This is a genomic window from Nocardioides bigeumensis, from assembly GCF_039531755.1.
GTDB lineage: Bacteria > Actinomycetota > Actinomycetes > Propionibacteriales > Nocardioidaceae > Nocardioides > Nocardioides bigeumensis.
Map to the genome: position 1 here is coordinate 829,797 of NZ_BAAAQQ010000002.1, position 15,895 is coordinate 845,691.

Genomic DNA, 15,895 nt, shown 5'->3' on the forward strand with positions numbered 1-15,895 from the left:
TCGTGGGCGGATCGGGCGATCGCGACCAGCCGCTCGGTGACCTGCGGGGCCGCGACCGGGCCGTAGACCCGGCCCACGGTGCGCCGCAGGTCGTGGCCCCAGGTCTCGAGACGGGCCTCGAACGCGGCCTGGTGCTCGTCGCGCCCGCTCACCCGCGTCACGCTACCGTTGCCGGTCGTGCCCAGCGATGCCCCTCACCAGGGGGAGCCCTCCTACGTCTTGCGGGTCGGGACGGTCGTCCGCGAGACCGCGGACACGGTCTCCGTCTCGCTGGAGGTCCCTGATCACTTGCGCGCGGCGCTCACCTTCCGGCCGGGGCAGTTCCTGACCGTCGCCGTGCCGAGCCTGGAGACCGGACTCGTCGCCCGGGCCTACTCGCTCTCCTCCAGCCCCCTGGAGACCGACCGGATGACCTTCTCGGTCAAGTGGACCCCGGACGGCTACGCGTCGAAGTGGCTGCACGACAACGTGGAGGCCGGTGACCAACTGAGGGTGCTGCGGCCCTCCGGGATCTTCAGCCCGCGCTCGCTCGACGCCGACCTGCTGATGTACGCCGCCGGCTCGGGCATCACGCCGATGATGTCGATCATCCGGACCGTCCTGGCGCCGATCGACGCGGGCGGGGGCGCCGGGCGAATGGCCCTCTTCTACGCCAACCGGGACCGTGCCTCGGTGGTCTTCGCAGCCGAGCTCGACCGACTCGCCGCTGCGCACCCGGGTCGGCTGGTCGTCGAGCACTGGCTCGAGGAGGAGCGTGGGCTCCCCACCGGCGAGGCGATCCGCGAGCACGCAGCGGCGTACCTCGACCGGGACTCGTTCTGCTGCGGACCGAAGCCCTTCATGGACGTGGTCGCCGCGGAGCTGCGGGCGCTGGGGTTCCCTCGCGAGCGGCGGCACCAGGAGCGTTTCGTGTCGCTGGGCGGCAACCCATTCGGTACTGCTCAGCCCCTCTGAGGGGGCCGCGCCCTACCAGCCGCGCTCGCGCCACTGGTCGAGGTGCGGCCGCTCGGCGCCGAGGGTCGAGTCCTTGCCGTGACCCGGGTAGAACCACGTCTCGTCCGGCAGCCGGTCGAACAGCTTGGCGGCGACGTCGGCGAGCAGCGACGTGAAGGCCGCGGAGTCGCCGCGGGTGTTGCCCACGCCGCCCGGGAAGAGGGAGTCGCCGGTGAAGAGGTGCGGGTGTGCTGTCACGTGCTCCGGGTCGTCGAGGAGGAGCGCGATCGAGCCAGGTGTGTGTCCGACGAGCGTGATCACCTCGAGGTCGCACACGCCGACGGCGACCTTGTCGCCGTCGGCGACCCTCCGGGTGACCTCGACGCCGGTCTGCTCGGTGATCGCGTCCGCATCCGCCTCGCCGGCCACCACCGCGGCGCCGGTCGCGGCGACGACCTCGGCCAGCGCGCGGTGGTGGTCCCAGTGCTGGTGGGTGGTGACGACGGCGAGAAGACCTCGGTCACCGATCGCGTCGAGCAGGCGGGGCGCCTCGGCCGCGGCATCGATGAGCACCTGCTCGCCGGTCTCACCGCAGTGCAGGAGATAGCAGTTGTTGTGCATCTCGGGGTCGACCGCGATCTTGGTCAGGGTCAGGCAGCCCAGGCGCCGGGTGGCGGCCGGTCCACCGGGCAGCACCTCTCCGGTCCAGTCGTCCATCAGGTCGTCGTTCATCGCCATGCCCCCAACTCTGGCAGGTGCGGCTCGCCGTGCAGACCTTCGCCGTCCCCCCGGCCGAGCAGCCACCACGTCACGTCGACCCGGCTCCCGCTGACCACGGGACCCTCGCCGGTCCCGACCGGCACCTCGCCCTCCGGCGTGCGCAGCAGCATGGGCGGACCTCCTGAGCGGTCGTCGACGAGGCGCACCAGGATCCCGTCGAGGAACTCGGGCGGCCAGCTCCCCGGCCCGTAGCCGGCGTCGAGATCGGCGTGGTGGATCTCCACCTCGCGGTGCCGCATCCCGGGGAGGCCGATCCGCTGGAACACCTGTCCGCCCGACGGCAGCCGGCGCAACTCGCCGGCCCAACCGCCCTCCGGCACGGCGACGACGGCTTCCTGGAAGTGCGTCGTGCTGGCGAGGAAGCGCTCGCGCAGCTGAGCCGCGGGGCCGCCGGCCAAGCCTTCGATGTCGTCGTTCCTGGCCTCCTCCGAGCGGTACATGGGGACGTCGTCGCCGGCCGTGACGCCGCGGAGGACCCCGATGAACGCCTCGGCGTTGAGGGCCAGGTGGGCGACCACGTGACCGCGCGACCAGCCGGGCAGCACCGAGGGCGCGGCGAGCGCCTCGTCGGTGAGCGAGTCCACGGTCCGGACCAGCCGTCCGGTCGCGTCGGCGAGGCCGTCCAGGGGCTCCACACGGGACTGCGGGTGGGTCATGGACGTCATCCTCACCCATCGGGGGGAGGCGCAGTCCAGCCGTCCGGGCGAGGTGGGCGCCGGGTGAGCAAGCGCGATGGGGTGGCTGTCGGTGCCGCCACCTAGGCTTGCGACCGTGGCCGACCAGCTCATCATCCGGGGCGCCCGAGAGCACAACCTCAAGGACGTGTCGATCGACCTCCCACGCGACTCGCTCATCGTCTTCACGGGTCTCTCGGGCTCCGGCAAGTCCTCGCTCGCCTTCGACACGATCTTCGCCGAGGGCCAGCGCCGTTACGTCGAGTCTCTCTCGGCCTACGCGCGCCAGTTCCTGGGCCAGATGGACAAGCCCGACGTCGACTTCATCGAGGGACTCTCGCCGGCCGTCTCGATCGACCAGAAGTCGACGTCCAAGAACCCTCGTTCCACCGTCGGCACGATCACGGAGGTCTACGACTACCTCCGGCTGCTCTACGCCCGCGCCGGGCGCCCGCACTGCCCGACCTGCGGCGCGCCCATCGAGCGGCAGACGCCCCAGCAGATCGTCGACCGGGTGCTCTCGCTCGAGGAGGGCCGCCGGTTCCAGGTCCTCGCGCCGGTGATCCGCGGCCGCAAGGGGGAGTACGTCGAGCTCTTCAAGCAGCTCCAGACGCAGGGCTTCTCGCGTGCCCGTGTCAACGGCGAGATCCACCCGCTCGACGCCCCGCCCACCCTCGACAAGCAGAAGAAGCACACCATCGAGGTCGTCGTCGACCGCCTCGCGGTGAAGGAGTCCTCCAAGCGCCGGCTCACCGACTCGGTCGAGACCGCGCTGGGTCTGGCCGGCGGGCTCGTGGTCTTCGACTTCGTCGACCTGGACCCCAAGGACCCGGGCCGGGAGACGAAGTTCTCCGAGCGGATGGCCTGCCCCAACGACCACCCGATCGAGACCGACGACCTCGAGCCGCGCTCGTTCTCCTTCAACTCGCCCTTCGGCGCGTGCCCGGAGTGCCACGGCCTCGGCACCCGCATGGAGGTCGACCCCGAGCTGGTCGTGCCCGACCCCGGTGCCACCCTCGGCGAGGGCGCCATCTCGCCGTGGAGCAGCCAGCACGTCGCCGACTACTTCCTCAAGCTGCTGCACGCGCTCGGCGAGGAGCTCGGCTTCGACCTCAACACGCCATGGCAGGACTTGCCGGCGAAGGCCCAGAAGTCGATCATCGGCGGCCACCCGACCAAGGTCCACGTGGTCACGACCAACCGCTACGGCCGTCAGCGGGCCTACTACGCCGAGTTCGAGGGCGTGCAGTCCTACATCGAGCGCCGGCACCGCGAGGCCGAGTCCGACACCAGCCGGGAGCGCTTCGAGGGCTTCATGCGCGAGGTCGCCTGCCCCGTGTGCTCGGGCAGCCGGCTGCGCGCGGTCTCGCGCGCGGTGACGTTGCCCGGCCCGGACGGCGAGCGCAACATCGCCGAGGTCTGCGCGCTGCCGATCAACGAGACCGCCGAGTTCCTGCGCGGCCTCGACCTGACCACCCGCGAGCGCCAGATCGGCGAGCGGGTGCTCAAGGAGATCCAGGAGCGGCTCAACTTCCTGCTCGACGTCGGCCTCGACTACCTCTCGCTCGACCGTCCCTCCGGGTCGCTGTCCGGCGGCGAGGCCCAGCGGATCCGGTTGGCCACCCAGATCGGCGCCGGGCTCGTGGGCGTCCTCTACGTCCTCGACGAGCCCTCGATCGGTCTCCACCAGCGCGACAACAAGCGGCTCATCGAGACCTTGGTCCGGCTCAAGGAGCTCGGCAACACGCTGATCGTCGTCGAGCACGACGAGGACACCATCCGCACCGCCGACTGGGTGGTCGACATCGGTCCGGGTGCGGGCGAGCACGGCGGTCAGGTGGTGCACAGCGGCACGGTCCAGGGGCTCCTGGAGCACGCCGACTCGATGACGGGTCAATACCTCTCCGGCCGCCGGGAGATCCCGACCCCCGCCGTACGCCGGCCGCGCACCAAGGGCCGTCAGCTCACCGTCCACGGTGCTCGCGAGCACAACCTCCGCGACATCACCGTGTCGTTTCCGCTGGGGCTGTTCGTCGCGGTGACCGGGGTGTCCGGCTCGGGCAAGTCCACGCTGGTCAACGACATCCTCTACACCTCGCTCGCCAAGCAGATCTACAACGCCCGGGCCGTCCCGGGACGGCACACCAAGATCACCGGCGTCGACGAGGTCGACAAGGTGATCCACGTCGACCAGTCGCCGATCGGGCGCACGCCTCGGTCCAACCCGGCGACGTACACCGGCGTCTTCGACCACGTCCGCAAGCTCTTCGCCTCGACGCCCGAGGCCAAGATGCGCGGCTACCAGCAGGGCCGGTTCTCGTTCAACGTCAAGGGCGGCCGCTGCGAGGCGTGCGCAGGCGACGGCACGATCAAGATCGAGATGAACTTCCTGCCCGACGTCTACGTCCCGTGCGAGGTCTGCCACGGCGCCCGCTACAACCGCGAGACGCTCGAGGTGCACTTCAAGGGCAAGACGATCGCCGAGGTCCTCGACATGCCGATCGAGGAGGCCGCCGAGTTCTTCTCGGCCGTCCCGGCGATCGCACGGCACATGAAGACCCTCTGCGAGGTCGGGCTGGGCTACGTCAGGCTGGGCCAGCCCGCGACCACCCTGTCCGGGGGTGAGGCGCAGCGCGTCAAGCTCTCCTCGGAGCTGCAGAAGCGGTCCACGGGCCGCACGGTCTACGTGCTCGACGAGCCGACCACCGGCCTGCACTTCGAGGACATCCGCAAGCTGCTGCTGGTGCTCGGCCGCCTCGTCGACCAGGGCAACACCGTGCTGGTCATCGAGCACAACCTCGACGTCATCAAGACCGCCGACTGGCTGGTCGACATGGGCCCCGAGGGCGGCTCGCGCGGCGGCATGGTCGTCGCGGAGGGAACGCCCGAGGACGTCGCCGCCGACCCGTCGAGCTTCACCGGCCAGTTCCTGGTGCCGCTCCTCGAGGGCGGCCGCGCGGCCATCGCGGCTCCGGCCACGAGGGCTCCTGCCAAGACAGCTGCGGCCAGGAAGGCTCCCGCCAAGAAGGCGACCGCCAAGCGCGCCGCCCCACGCAAGACACCGGCCAAGAAGGCCAGCCGATAGACCTTCGGCGAAATCCCCGACCTCTCCGCGGGCCGTAGACGTTGCAGAGACGGGCTCGCGTCGCGCTGTGCCGGCACAGGTCCCGCTCAGGTCTGGTGGCTAGGGTCACCAGCATTCCGATGGCCGATCAGACCGCGAGGAGCGAGCCGTGACCGACACCACCAAGGAACTTTCTGGCGACATCTCGAGCGGCGGGGTGAGCCGCCGCCTGGCCCTGCGGGGCGGCGTGGTCGCCGGCGTGGGGGTGCCTCTGCTGGTCGCCTGCGGCGGGAGCGACGACGGCGACGCCGGCACCGACGGCACCGGGGACGGCGGGGGCTCGGGCTCGTCGGAGGGCTCTGGCGGTGGTCCCTTCGCGACCACGTCCGAGATCCCCGAGGGCGGCGGTGCGATCTTCGACGACGCGGGCATCGTCGTCACCCAGCCCGAAGCCGGGGAGTTCAAGGGCTTCACCAACATCTGCACCCACCGGCAGTGCCCGGTGGCGAGCGTCGACGCAGGCGCCGGGACGATCGACTGCAACTGCCACGGCAGCAAGTACTCCATCGTCGACGGTTCCGTGGTCAACGGCCCGGCGACGCAGCCACTGGCAGAGAAGGCCATCACCGTCGACGGCGACAGCATCTCCCTCGCCTGAGCAGGATCGGGTGAGCCGCCGGCCGTCGAGGTCGTGGCCGACCATGTAAGCAAGCTGATTGACTGCATGTAGAACGTCCCCTCGCGAACCACGGCAACTTTTGCCCGACATCGCCCCGAGCGCCTGACACGAAGCAGGGCGGGCGCCTACCGTCGTCCCGACGTCCGCACACGGTCATGGGGGTTGCATGGGACTCAGGAGGATCGGCGTGCGCTCGGTCGTCTCCGCGCTGGTCCTGGTCGCCGTGACCTCGTCCGGTGGATCGGCGCCGACGGCGCACGCGACGGACGCCGGCACGGATCTCACGCTCACCGGCCGGCTCATCGCCGCGGGCGAGGACGAGCTGGTGTACGCGCTGGCGCGCGATGACGGGGCGCTGGTGCCGGTCACCGGCGACCTCGACGGCCTGGTCGGTGACCGGGTGACCGCGCGTCTCCAGGTTCCCGGGCCGCTCGACGCCAGGCCGGGCTCGCCGCTGACCCAGGAGGCGCTGGGCTCGTGGGGGCTGCCGCTGGCCGCCAGCGTCGTCTCGGCCAGCGACGTCGCGTCCGCCGCCGCGCCGGTCGAGCACCGGGTGTTCGTGGCCAAACCCACCAACGTCGGGGCGTTCACGCTCACCGACGCACAGCTCCTGGCCGAGCTGGGCACGGTCGCGGCCTTCTGGGTGGACGAGGCCGACGGGGAGATCACTTCCTTCGACCTGCCGACCGGTCCCGACGACAGCAGCCAGTTCAAGACCTACTCGACAGCGACCGGCGCGTCCGCCGTGTGCGCGCTGTCGGGGCAGACCTTCACGTCACAGGTCCAGGAGGCGGCCGCGCTCTTCCCGGGCGCGAACTTCTTCGGCGGCGCGGCCACGGACCTGCTGGTGGTCCTGACTCCCGACCAGGGGTGCGATGCCGGCACGGTAGGCATCGGCTCGGTGGGCTCCGGCTACACGGGTGGCGGCGCGACCATCAACCGCACCGAGACGTCCTACTTCGAGAGCGTGCTCGCCCACGAGCTCGGCCACAACTTCGGGCTGGCGCACAGCAACGTCGGCTCGGCGCCGTACCGCAACGTCTACAACGTGATGGCCTACGCGCTCTCCGACGTGAACCAGCTGACCGCGCAGAGCACGGCGTACCGGGTGGGCACCGGGCTCGACGACGCGGGTGAGGTCGAGACGGTCGCGATCCCGGATCCCCAGCAGGCGGTCACGGTCAGCCGGACCTTGAAGCCACGTGCGGACACGAGCGGGCTGCGCGCACTCGAGGTGACGGCTCCGGACACCGGCCGCACCTACTACGTCGAGTACCGCGCCGGTCTCGGTCAGGACGCGGGCTCGGCCTACGCCTCGAACTCGATGGTCGGCGGCTACCAGTTCCGTCCGGGCGTGGTGGTCGAGGAGATCTACGACAACGACCCCGGCATCGGCGTCTCCCTCGTCACCAACACCCCTGGCACCCGGGTCGCGACCGCCGCCACCCAGACGTGGACCAGCCCAGAAGGGAACGTGACGGTCTCCGTGACGTCGACGTCGACGACAGGTGCTGACGTGACCCTGTCGTACTCACCGCCGGTGCCGTTCGCGGCCGCGCCCACGATCGCCCTGCCCGCGGGACCCCGAGCGGGTGACGTGGTGACCCCCGAGGTCGTCGGGGCCTGGGACCCGGCGCCGTCCTCGATCGACGTGCAGTGGCTCCTCGACGGCGGACCGATCGGCGGCGCGACCTCGAGCAGCCTGACGCCGACGTCGAGCATGGTCGGACACCAGCTCAGCGTCCAGATGACCGCCAGTGCGCCGGGACTGATCCCCAGCGTCGTGACCGCTCCTGCAGTGACCGTGCAACCTGCTCCTGAGCCGCCACCGACACCGCCCCCCGCGACGCTGCTCGGGGCGGTGCCCCTCATCGACGGCGACGCCCGCGTCGGTGGGGTGCTGACCGGGCAGATCGGCGCCTGGACGCCCGGCGCCAGCCTGGCCGTCCAGTGGTTGGCGGACAACGCCGCCATCCCCGGCGCGACCACCACGACCTTCACACCCGGCCCGGCGCAGCAGGGGGCCGTGCTCAAGCTCCAGGTCGTCGGCACCCTCGGCGGGAAGTCGCTCACGCGCACCTCCGCCGGCACCCCCAAGGTGGCCCGCGGCATCCTCACGCCCGTCGCCGCGACGATCAAGGGCAAGGCGGTCGTGGGCCGGAAGGTCCGGGTCCGGACCGGCACCTGGCCGACGGGCACGACCTTCACCTATCGCTGGTTCGCCGACGGCAAGAAGGTCAAGAGGGCCCGGGGCGCCGGCAAGGCGCTGACGGTGACCGGAGCCATGGTGGGCCAACGACTCAGGGTCCGGGTCACCGCGTCGCTACCCGGATACACGCCCCTGGTGGTCACCTCGCCGCGTTCCAGGCGAGTCAGGTCCTGACGCCCTGCAGGTCGCTCACGTCGGTGGCCGCGTCACCCTTGCCGTCCTGACCGGACTCAGCGCCCTCTACCTCGGCGCCCTCACCCCGATGAGCCTGTCGGCCCCCGCCCGTAGGGTTGGAGCGTGCCCGACAAGCCTCGACGGCCCCCGCGGAGCCAGTCGCTGGACTACCGTCCTGCACCTGGCTCGATCCCGACCAAACCGGGTGTCTACCGCTTCCGCGACGCCCGCGGCCGGGTGATCTACGTCGGCAAGGCCAAGAACCTGCGCTCCCGGTTGTCGTCCTACTTCCAGGACATCGGCGGTCTGCACCAGCGCACCGCCACCATGGTGACGAGCGCGGCGAGCGTCGACTGGACCGTGGTGGCGACGGAGGTGGAGGCGCTCCAGCTGGAGTACAGCTGGATCAAGGAGTTCGACCCGCGCTTCAACGTGAAGTACCGCGACGACAAGTCCTACCCCTGGCTGGCGGTGACGGTCGGTGAGGAGTTCCCCCGCGTCATGGTCGGGCGCGGCGCCAAGCGCAAGGGCGTCCGCTACTTCGGCCCCTACAGCCATGCCTGGGCCATCAGGGAGACGATGGACCTCCTGCTGAGGGTCTTTCCCATGCGGTCGTGCTCCAACGGCGTCTTCAAGAGGTCCGGCCAGATCGGGCGACCGTGCCTGCTCGGCTACATCGGCAAGTGCGCGGCGCCGTGCGTCGGCAACGTCAGCGCCGAGGAGCACCGCGCGATCGTCGACGACTTCTGCGACTTCATGGCCGGCAACACCCGGCCCTTCACCAAGCGCATCGAGCGGGAGATGTACGCCGCGTCCGACGCCGAGGACTTCGAGCGGGCCGCCCGTCTGCGTGACGACCTCGGCGCGCTCCACAAGGCGCTGGAGAAGCAGACCGTCGTCCTCACCGACGGCACCGACGCCGACGTGATCGCACTGGCCGAGGACCCGCTCGAGGTCGCGGTGCAGATCTTCTACGTGCGCGGCGGGCGCATCCGCGGCCAGCGGGCCTGGGTGGCCGACCGGGTCGACGACGGCGAGACCCCCGACCTGGTCGAGGGCTTCCTCCTCCAGCTCTACGGCGGTGAGTCGACCGACTCGATCCCGCGCGAGGTGCTGGTGCCGGCGCTGCCGCCGGAGACCGCCACCCTGGAGCAGCTGCTCAGCGACCTGCGGGGGAGCCGGGTCTCGATCCGCGTGCCGCAGCGAGGCGACAAGCGCACCCTTCAGGAGACGGTGGCGCAGAACGCCAAGCAGGCCCTGGCGCTGCACAAGACCAAGCGCGCCTCCGACCTCACCACGCGCAACCGGGCCCTCGAGGAGATCCAGGAGGCGCTCGGGCTCGACGAGGTGCCGCTACGGATCGAGTGCTACGACATCTCCAACCTGCAAGGCACCGAGGTCGTCGCCTCGATGGTGGTCTTCGAGGACGGCCTGGCCCGCAAGAGCGAGTACCGCCGGTTCGTGATCAAGGGCGTCGACGGCCAGAACGACGTCGCCTCCATGGACGAGGTCATCACCCGGCGGTTCCGGCGGCTGCTGGACGAGCAGGCGCGGTCGGAGGAGGTCGTGACCGACAGCGGGCCGATGCTCGTCGACCCCGAGACCGGACGGCCGCGCAAGTTCGCCTATGCGCCGGGTCTGGTCGTGGTCGACGGCGGGCCGCCGCAGGTCGCCGCTGCCCAGCGGGCGCTCGACGCGCTCGGGATCGACGACATCCCGGTCGCCGGGCTGGCGAAGCGCCTGGAGGAGGTGTGGCGGCCGGGGGAGGAGGACCCGGTGATCATGCCGCGCACCTCGGAGGGTCTCTACCTGCTCCAACGCGTGCGTGACGAGGCGCACCGCTTCGCGATCACCCACCACCGCTCGCGACGCTCCAAGTCGATGGTCGAGAGCCTGCTCGACGACGTGCCCGGGCTCGGCGAGGTGCGCCGCAAGACGCTGCTCAAGCACTTCGGCTCGCTGAAGAAGCTCCGCGAGGCCAGCGTCGACGAGCTCGCCCTGGTGCCCGGGATCGGGGCGCGCACGGCCACCGCGATCAAGGACGCCGTCGAGGAACAGCAGCGCGCGAAGGTCGCACGCGGTCACACTGGTGCGGTCAACACCGCCACCGGTGAGCTGATCGAGGAGGACTGATGACGGCCGGCTCGGCTCCCACGACCCCCGGCGGGGGTGCCCCCGCCAGCCCTGGCGAGCTGGTGGTGGTGACCGGCATGACGGGGGCGGGCCGCAGCACGGCCGCCAAGGAGCTGGAGGACCTCGGCTTCTACGTCGTCGACAACCTGCCTTCCAGCCTGCTGCCCGACGTGGTCAGGCTGGTCGACCAGGGCCGGGGCGTCCAGCAACCCGTCGCCGTCGTGATCGACGTGCGGTCCGGCGCCTTCTTCGACTCACTGCAGTCGACCCTGGCCCGAGGCGCGACCGGCCGCCGCACCACGTTGCTGTTCCTCGAGGCCAACGACGAGGTGCTCGTACGCCGCCAGGACGCCGCCCGCCGCCCGCACCCGCTCCAGGGCGGGGGAAGGCTCATCGACGGGCTCACCCGCGAGCGCAAGGTGCTCGAAGGGCTGCGCGGCGACGCCGACCTGGTGATCGACACCAGCGACCTCAACGTCCACCAGCTCACCAAGCGCGTCGCGGAGGCGTTCGGTACGCGCGACTCGACCCGCCTCCAGATCACGGTGGTGTCCTTCGGCTTCAAGTACGGCATCCCCGTTGATGCCGACTACGTCGCCGACATGCGGTGGCTGCCCAACCCCCACTGGGTCCCCGAGCTGCGGCCGCAGACCGGACGGGACGCTCCGGTGTCGGCGTACGTCCTCGGTCGCGACGGCGTGGAGCGGTTCCTGACGGAGTACCTCACCGTGCTGGAGACGGTCGCCGCCGGCTATCTCAGCGAGGGCAAGCGCTTCATGACGGTCGCGATCGGGTGCACCGGCGGCAAGCACCGCAGCGTGGCGATGACCGAGGAGATCACCCGGCGGTTGGTCGAGCGCCGCTACGACGCGCACGCGACCCACCGCGACCTGGGGCGCGAGTGACGTCCGTCCGCCCGTCCCCGCGGGCCGACCTGCGCGTCGTGGCGCTCGGGGGAGGCCACGGCCTGCACGCGACCCTGTCGGCGCTGCGCACCGTCGTCATCAACCCCACGGCGGTGGTCACCGTGGCTGACAACGGCGGCTCGTCCGGCCGGTTGCGCGGCGAGTTCGGGGTGCTGCCGCCGGGTGACCTGCGGATGGCGCTGGCCGCCCTCTGCGGCGACGACGCCTGGGGCCGCACCTGGGAACAGGTGCTCCAGCACCGCTTCGCGGGTGACGGCGAGATGAAGGGGCACGTCGTCGGCAACCTCCTCATCGTCTCGCTCTGGGAGCTGCTCGGCGACCACGTCGAGGCGCTCGACTGGGTCGGTCGGCTGCTCGGGGCCGAGGGCACCGTGCTGCCCATGGCGGTCACGCCGATGGACATCACGGCCGAGGTCCGGGGTGCCGATCCCGACCGCCCCGACGACGTCCGGACCGTGCGCGGCCAGGTCGAGGTGGCCACCACCGAGGGACGCATCGTGTCCATCAGCCTCGACCCGGCCGACCCGACGGCCTGCCCGGAGGCCGTGGACGCCGTCCTCGGGGCCGACTGGGTCGTGCTCGGTCCCGGCTCCTGGTACACCTCGGTGATCCCGCACCTCATGGTGCCGTCGCTCCGCAAGGCCCTCGTCGAGACCCAGGCGCGGGTCCTGGTCGTGCTCAACCTCGAGGGGCAGGCCGGAGAGACCCACGGATACGGCCCGGAGGACCACTTGGCCGCCCTCCACGAGCACGCCCCTGACCTCCGCATCCACACCGTGCTGGCCGATCCGACTGCCGTCGAGGATGTCCTGACGCTCGAGCAGGCGACGGCGTCGTGGGGCTCGCGGCTGGACGTGGCCGACGTCTCATTCGGGGGAGGTCTGCCCCGCCACGACACCGACAAGCTGGCGGCGGCTTTCCGCCGGGTGTTCGAGATCGAGATCCCCTGAAACATATGGGGTTTCGAGGGTTGTTGACGTGCGTGGCAGGATCGTCGCCATGGCCATGACAGGGCAGGTGAAGGCAGAGCTCGCCAACACGCAGATCACCAAGACCTGTTGCCGCAAGGCGGAGGTGGCCACCATGCTCCGCTTCGCGGGCGGACTGCACATCGTGAGCGGCCGGATCGTCGTCGAGGCCGAGCTGGACACGGGCGCGGCGGCCCGGCGGTTGCGCAAGGACATCGCCGACGTCTTCGGCCACTCCTCCGACGTGGTCATGGTCCAGGGCAACGGGTTGCGCAAGGGCAGCCGCTACATCGTCCGCGTCGTCAAGGACGGCGAGGCGCTGGCTCGACAGACCGGACTCCTCGACCAGCGCGGCCGACCCGTGCGCGGGCTCCCGCCGACGGTGGTCTCGGGCGGTGCGTGCGACGCCGTCGCCGCCTGGCGAGGCGCGTTCCTGGCGCACGGCTCGTTGACCGAGCCGGGCCGGTCCTCCTCGATGGAGGTCACCTGCCCGGGACCCGAGGCTGCGCTCGCGCTCGTCGGTGTCGCGCGCCGGCTGGGCATCCAGGGCAAGGCTCGCGAGGTGCGCGGGGTCGACCGCGTCGTCGTACGCGACGGCGATGCCATCGGCGCCCTGCTCACCCGCCTCGGGGCCCACGAGTCCCTGATGGCCTGGGAGGAGCGCCGGATGCGCCGCGAGGTGCGCGCGACCGCCAACCGGCTCGCCAACTTCGATGACGCCAACCTCCGTCGCTCGGCCCGGGCCGCTGTGGCGGCGGGGGCGCGGGTCGACCGCGCCATGGAGATCCTCGGCGACGAGATCCCCGACCACCTGCGGATGGCCGGCGAGCTCCGGCTCACCCACAAGCAGGCGTCCCTCGAGGAGCTCGGCCAGCTGCACGACCCCGTGCTCACCAAGGACGCGATCGCCGGACGGATCCGCCGGCTGCTCGCGATGGCCGACAAGCGCGCCGAGGAGCTCGGCGTCCCCGACACCGAGGCCTCACTGACCCCCGAGATGCTCGCCGACGAAGCCTGAGACGGCCGCCTGGGGTGTGTCCGCGCCCCGCGATAGGGTTCGAACGATCCAATCCGCTGGGCCAGTGGTTCCCCCAGGGCCCACCACCGATTCGAGCTTCAGGGAGTCATCGTGACCGTTCGCGTAGGCATCAACGGCTTCGGCCGCATCGGCCGGAACTTCTTCCGCGCCGTCCGCGCGTCAGGTGCCGACATCGAGATCGTCGGCGTCAACGACCTCACCGACAACGCCGTCCTCGCCCACCTGCTGAAGTACGACACGATCCTCGGCCGCCTGGACGCCGACGTGACCTCCGACGACACCTCGATCACGGTCGGCGGCAAGGCGATCCACGCGTTCGCCGAGCGCGACCCCGCCGCCCTCAAGTGGGGCGACATCGGTGCCGACGTCGTCGTCGAGTCCACCGGCTTCTTCACCGACGCGACCAAGGCCAGGGCCCACGTCGAGGCGGGCGCCAAGAAGGTCATCATCTCCGCGCCCGCGTCCAACGAGGACTTCACCGTCGTGATGGGCGTCAACCACGAGCTCTACGACCCGGCCGCGCACACGGTCATCTCGAACGCCTCGTGCACGACCAACTGCCTCGCCCCGATGGCGAAGGCGCTGCACGACGGCCTCGGCATCAACAAGGGGCTGATGACCACCATCCACGCCTACACCGCCGACCAGAACCTCCACGACAACATCCACAAGGACCTGCGTCGTGCCCGGGCGGCCGCCCTCAACATCGTGCCGACCTCGACGGGTGCCGCGAAGGCCATCGGTCTGGTGCTCCCCGAGCTCAAGGGCAAGCTCGACGGCTACGCGCTCCGCGTGCCCGTGCCCACCGGCTCGATGACCGACCTCTCCTTCGAGGCCGCGCGCGAGACGTCCGTCGACGAGGTCAACGAGATCATGAAGGCGGCGGCCGACGGCAAGTACCTCCGCTACTCCACCGACCCGATCGTCTCCTCCGACATCGTGACCGACCCGGCGTCGTGCATCTTCGACGCGCCCCTCACCAAGGTGATCGGCAACCAGGTCAAGGTGGCCGGCTGGTACGACAACGAGTGGGGCTACTCCAACCGGCTGGCCGACCTGATCGCGTACGTCGGCGAGAGCCTCTAGGGCGGGTCAGGGCCGGCCGAGATGGGCAGCATCGACGACCTGGGCGAGCTCCGCGGCAAGCGGGTGCTGGTCCGGTCGGACCTCAACGTGCCCCTCGACGGTGCCACGATCACCGACGACGGGCGGGTGCGCGCCAGCGTGCCGACGATCAAGCAGCTGGCCGACGCCGGGGCGCGGGTCGTCGTGACCGCCCACCTGGGCCGGCCGAAGGGCGCGCCAGACCCGGCCTACACGCTGGAGCCGGTGGCCGAGCGGCTCGGCGAGCTGCTCGGCCAGGACGTCGCGTTCGCGACGGACACCGTGGGCGCGAGCGCCCACGAGACCGTCGAGGCGCTCGAGGACGGCCAGGTCGCGGTGCTGGAGAACGTTCGCTTCAACGAGGGAGAGACCAGCAAGGACGACGACGTGCGCGGGTCGTTCGCCGACCAGCTCGCCCAGCTGGCCGACGCGTTCGTGTCCGACGGCTTCGGCGTCGTGCACCGCAAGCAGGCGTCCGTCTACGACGTCGCGCTGCGGCTGCCCTCCGCGATGGGCGGACTGGTCGCCCGGGAGATCGAGGTGCTGCGCCGCCTGACGGTCGACCCGGAGCGTCCTTACGTCGTGGTGCTCGGCGGCTCGAAGGTCTCCGACAAGCTCGGCGTGATCGACAGCCTCCTGGAGAAGGCCGACAAGCTGCTGATCGGCGGTGGCATGGTCTTCACCTTCCTCAAGGCGCAGGGCCACGAGGTCGGCAAGAGCCTGCTCGAGGACGATCAGCTCGACGCTTGCCGCCGCTACCTCGACCAGGCGGTCGAGCGGGGCGTCGAGATCGTGCTGCCGACCGACATCGTGGTCGACACGGCCTTCCCGTCCGACGACAGGGAGCCGCAGCCCGTGGTGGTCCCGGCGTCCGAGATCCCGGCCGACAGCCTGGGCCTCGACATCGGCCCCGACTCGGCCGCCGCCTTCGTCGCGGCCCTGGCCGATGCCCGCACGGTCTTCTGGAACGGCCCGATGGGCGTCTTCGAGACTGCCGCGTTCGCCGACGGGACCCGGGCGGTCGCCGAGGCGCTCACCAAGGTCACGTCATCAGGTGGCCTGTCCGTCGTCGGCGGCGGGGACTCCGCGGCCGCCGTCCGCACCCTCGGCTTCGACGAGGCCGCGTTCGGCCACATCTCGACGGGCGGCGGTGCCAGCCTCGAGTTCCTCGAGGGCAAGGAGCTCCCCGGCGTCGCGGTCCTGGAAAGGTGA

General features: G+C 71.1%; 12 protein-coding genes. 10 read left to right on the forward strand and 2 right to left on the reverse strand.

The features are described from left to right. Positions 1–177 precede the first annotated feature (177 nt). A complete protein-coding gene (locus tag ABD295_RS05195) occupies positions 178–954 on the forward strand; it encodes an FAD-binding oxidoreductase (protein ID WP_344302577.1) in 777 nt (258 codons plus the stop codon). Between the two features lie 12 nt (positions 955–966). Here the strand turns inward: ABD295_RS05195 and ABD295_RS05200 are convergent, their stop codons facing one another. Together ABD295_RS05200 and ABD295_RS05205 are read right to left on the reverse strand one after the other, a co-directional pair. After that, positions 967–1,671, reverse strand: coding sequence for an MBL fold metallo-hydrolase (locus ABD295_RS05200; protein WP_344302578.1), 705 nt, complete (start codon positions 1,669–1,671; stop codon positions 967–969). After that, positions 1,662–2,369, reverse strand: coding sequence for a maleylpyruvate isomerase family mycothiol-dependent enzyme (locus ABD295_RS05205; protein WP_344302579.1), 708 nt, complete (start codon positions 2,367–2,369; stop codon positions 1,662–1,664). Before ABD295_RS05205 ends, ABD295_RS05200 begins: the two co-directional genes overlap by 10 nt. Positions 2,370–2,484: 115 nt before the next feature. Here ABD295_RS05205 and uvrA point away from each other — a divergent pair, with 115 nt between their 5' ends. The 9 genes from uvrA (at position 2,485) to ABD295_RS05250 (ending at position 15,895) form a co-directional block, all read left to right on the forward strand. After that, entirely contained in the window at positions 2,485–5,472 is a 2,988-nt protein-coding gene (gene uvrA / locus ABD295_RS05210) for an excinuclease ABC subunit UvrA (RefSeq protein WP_344302580.1), read from the forward strand. A gap of 148 nt (positions 5,473–5,620) precedes the next feature. Continuing rightward, a complete protein-coding gene (locus ABD295_RS05215; RefSeq protein ID WP_344302581.1) occupies positions 5,621–6,109 on the forward strand; it encodes a Rieske (2Fe-2S) protein in 489 nt (162 codons plus the stop codon). 187 nt (positions 6,110–6,296) lie between these two features. Beyond that, on the forward strand, positions 6,297–8,513 hold the full coding sequence (locus tag ABD295_RS05220) for a M12 family metallo-peptidase (RefSeq protein WP_344302582.1): 2,217 nt from the start codon (positions 6,297–6,299) through the stop codon (positions 8,511–8,513). Positions 8,514–8,636: 123 nt separating this feature from the next. Further along, positions 8,637–10,646: an excinuclease ABC subunit UvrC gene (gene uvrC / locus ABD295_RS05225; protein ID WP_344302583.1), complete on the forward strand. Its 2,010-nt coding sequence runs from the start codon at positions 8,637–8,639 to the stop codon at positions 10,644–10,646. Further along, positions 10,646–11,551, forward strand: coding sequence for an RNase adapter RapZ (gene rapZ / locus ABD295_RS05230; RefSeq protein WP_344302584.1), 906 nt, complete (start codon positions 10,646–10,648; stop codon positions 11,549–11,551). The genes uvrC and rapZ overlap by 1 nt, the downstream gene beginning before the upstream one ends. Next, positions 11,548–12,522, forward strand: coding sequence for a gluconeogenesis factor YvcK family protein (locus tag ABD295_RS05235; protein WP_344302585.1), 975 nt, complete (start codon positions 11,548–11,550; stop codon positions 12,520–12,522). Before rapZ ends, ABD295_RS05235 begins: the two co-directional genes overlap by 4 nt. A 49-nt stretch (positions 12,523–12,571) precedes the next feature. Further along, positions 12,572–13,558 (forward strand): DNA-binding protein WhiA, encoded by a 987-nt coding sequence (whiA, locus tag ABD295_RS05240; protein WP_344302586.1) that lies wholly within the window; start codon positions 12,572–12,574, stop codon positions 13,556–13,558. Between the two features lie 111 nt (positions 13,559–13,669). Next, positions 13,670–14,665: a type I glyceraldehyde-3-phosphate dehydrogenase gene (gap, locus tag ABD295_RS05245; protein WP_344302587.1), complete on the forward strand. Its 996-nt coding sequence runs from the start codon at positions 13,670–13,672 to the stop codon at positions 14,663–14,665. A 21-nt stretch (positions 14,666–14,686) separates the two neighbouring features. Beyond that, entirely contained in the window at positions 14,687–15,895 is a 1,209-nt protein-coding gene (locus ABD295_RS05250; protein WP_344302588.1) for a phosphoglycerate kinase, read from the forward strand.